The 2,752-nt window shown below is 62.0% G+C and carries 3 protein-coding genes, 1 tRNA gene and 1 pseudogene; all 5 read left to right on the top strand.

Translation table 11 applies throughout. From position 1 onward, the window contains the following. Nucleotides 1-154: pseudogene (locus JZ791_RS45855) on the top strand (DNA polymerase III subunit delta'); the annotation flags it as partial. 204 nt (nt 155-358) lie between these two features. Next, on the top strand, nt 359-691 hold the full coding sequence (locus JZ791_RS43870) for a helix-turn-helix domain-containing protein (RefSeq protein ID WP_254207389.1): 333 nt from the start codon (nt 359-361) through the stop codon (nt 689-691). Nucleotides 692-695: 4 nt separating this feature from the next. Continuing rightward, on the top strand, nt 696-1,559 hold the full coding sequence (locus JZ791_RS43865; protein ID WP_216903863.1) for an ImmA/IrrE family metallo-endopeptidase: 864 nt from the start codon (nt 696-698) through the stop codon (nt 1,557-1,559). Beyond that, entirely contained in the window at nt 1,556-2,209 is a 654-nt protein-coding gene (locus JZ791_RS43860; protein ID WP_216903861.1) for a PIN domain-containing protein, read from the top strand. The genes JZ791_RS43865 and JZ791_RS43860 overlap by 4 nt, the downstream gene beginning before the upstream one ends. A gap of 308 nt (nt 2,210-2,517) precedes the next feature. Continuing rightward, a tRNA-Thr gene (locus tag JZ791_RS43855) sits at nt 2,518-2,590 on the top strand. Nucleotides 2,591-2,752 lie beyond the last annotated feature (162 nt).

Raw genomic sequence — 2,752 nt, 5'->3', positions numbered from 1 at the left:
GTCCCGCACCCTATCCAAGGAAGTCCGCCCCGAGGGCCTCCTACGCTCCATCGAAGCAGTCCTACACTGCCGCGAAGCCCTGGACACCAACGTCAAACCCCGCTTCGCCGTAGCCGCCATGGTCGCCGGCCTAATCGCCGCCCGCACCCCCTGACCAGCCCCACCAACCGTTTCGCAATCCCGCCGCGGGCTCTCCCCGCGCTGTCCGCCGCCGTGGATTGGCTACCACATGGTGCTCGAGCCGTCCTGGGCCCGGCTCGAAGGCGCTATCTGGAGGGCACCGGGGACCTTGGTTGTCAGACCACGTGGGTATAGTTTGAATCAAATAAGGGGAATCTGATTCAAGGTGGTGAACTCCATGTCCGAGACAAGCGAGCGGATCAACTCTGCTGTGCTCACTGCCAAGCTGACCCAGCGCGAACTAGAAAAGCTCACGGGAATCTCCCAGAGCACGCTGTGCCGCATCCTCGCAGGGAAGCGGACCGCCAAGATCCCGGAACTGCTCGCGATCGCCGAGGCCACAGGCTGCAGCATCGGCGCACTGACCGGAGTGTCGACCGTGGCCGAGCGGGTGCAGTGTGCTGCACGCTCCACAAACGGCTCCAATATGGCTGGTATGCGCGAAGAGATGCTGCACTTTGTCGAGCTCAACGACTACCTCGATGATCTGGCCGTCCCGGTCAGGGGTTAGCACGGTGACGCCGATAAACCCCGAAGTCGACGGCAGGACATGTGCTGAGCGCTTCCGCGAAGAACATCGCCTCGGGGTCCAGCCCATCGGTGATCTCATCACCGTCATCGACCAAAACACCCAAATCGATGTGGCGATTCTCGACGTCGGGCCCGATGAACACGGCCTGACGATGCGAGATCCCATCCGTGACATGGTGTTCATTGGCGTCGCACGCACGACCAGACCGATGCGTCAACGAAGCACCCTCGCTCATGAACTGGGCCATGTGCTGTTCAAGGACGGGAAAAAGCCAGACTCAGACGATTTCGGGCGATGGTCGCCCGAAGAGACCAGGGCAACGGCCTTCGCGCGTCACCTGCTGATCCCACACCGTGGCTTGCTCGACTACCTCGGAAACCCGGCTGCCATTACGGTCGACCAGCGGGAATTATCGGCGGTGGTGCAGCGGTTCCTCGTATCCCCGGCGATCGCTGCCATCGCGCTGTGTCAGGCCGGATATATCAACGAGCACATCAAGTCTCAGTGGCAGAGCACCGATGTCGTGTCGACGCCGAAACTCGCTGCGCGCTTCGGATGGCGGGATCAGTACCAGGCTCTGGCGGAGGAGTCGAACACGCGCCGAGCTCCGCAGAAGCTTCTGGCGCGTGCCGTGGCCGGATACGAATTGGGTGTGGTGTCCTCGCAGGCCATCGCGCGGATCCGGGGGATCTCCAGCGGTCAGGTCGAAGAAGAACTGTTGAGCGCGGGGATCGAGCCGGTGAAGGACGAAGTGCTGTGGGGTGCCGCCTCCGACCTGCCGGATCCGAGCGTCGACTTGGCCCAGTTGGATGCAGACCTGGCCGAACCGCCTGGTGAGAACCTATGACCGATCGGCCTATCATCGACGCCGGGCCCGGTCTGAGTTTCTTCTCCATCAACAAAGAGCGCTTGCTCATCCGCGTTCTTGGCCCGATTAGCGCTCCGGAATGTGTACGCGACGAGATCTTGAGAAAGGCGAGGCAGCAGACCCGCTTCAAGCCTTCGGAAATAGTCGTGAACAAGCTTTCCGACAGGTGGTTGCGCTGGCTGTCCGACGACGTGACCGACGAACTCGCGGCGGCCGTGCAACGGATCTGTGGTCTGCCCATGGAACAGCGCCTGCGTGGTGGAAAGGACCTCGGCGAAACGATGGTGGTGGCTCACGCTGTGGTTGCCGCCGAGGCAGGGGCGCACGTCACCGTGCTGATCGATGATGGGGCAGGGGCGAGGGCTGCGACCAAAGAGCTCAAACGCCTCGACCGGATCCGTAAGTCGGCAAGCGTTGGATCGATCACGCTGGTCAACACCGCGACCGTTCTCGAAAAGGCAGTGACCGCCCGATACATCGAGGACCGAGGCGAGCTCAAGGAGATCTACCAGAGGTTACGAGATCTCGACGACGGACTCATGCCCATCGACCGTACTGCGTTGCTCAGGCCGGAACTATGGAACAGTCGCAGCGAAGGCCAAGACAACGGCCTCGCGCATTCGCGGTGAGCCCGCCCACGCTGAAAATCGGTTGGCACGACAGCGCATCCACACAGCATCGCAGTAGTAGTGCACGATGACGCCGCCGATCGTAACGCGGATTTCGCCCACCTATCGGTGGCCAGGAACCTTGGATAATCTGGGTGCACCGGCCTCCCGGAGCCTGGTAGCCAGGTCGGCCACGGCTGCGCCCCGTTGCACAGACGGTCGGCATGGGCGCAGGCTCGTAGCCGCCTGACATGCTAATCGCACCGCGACAACCTGGTCGTTTTCGTGATCTGGCTCAGAGACGATAGACTCGCACAGCCGCAAGGCACGCCGCCTTAGCTCAGTCGGTAGAGCGCTTCACTCGTAATGAAAAGGTCGGGAGTTCGATTCTCCCAGGCGGCTCAGAAATGGGTTAGAGCCCTTATGTTCGGTTCTGGTATTGCGTGGGTCTTCATCGCCACTCGTGCCATGGGCCTCTTGTCGTGATCGCTGTCCAGGGGTGGTTGTGGGGGTCGGGGGCTGTGGACTATTTGGTGGTGCGGAGGGGCATCGGCTGTGGAGGAA

The organism is Nocardia alni (assembly GCF_019038435.1).
In the GTDB taxonomy this organism is placed as follows: domain Bacteria; phylum Actinomycetota; class Actinomycetes; order Mycobacteriales; family Mycobacteriaceae; genus Nocardia; species Nocardia alni.
This window is presented reverse-complemented; position numbering and strand designations above follow the sequence as displayed.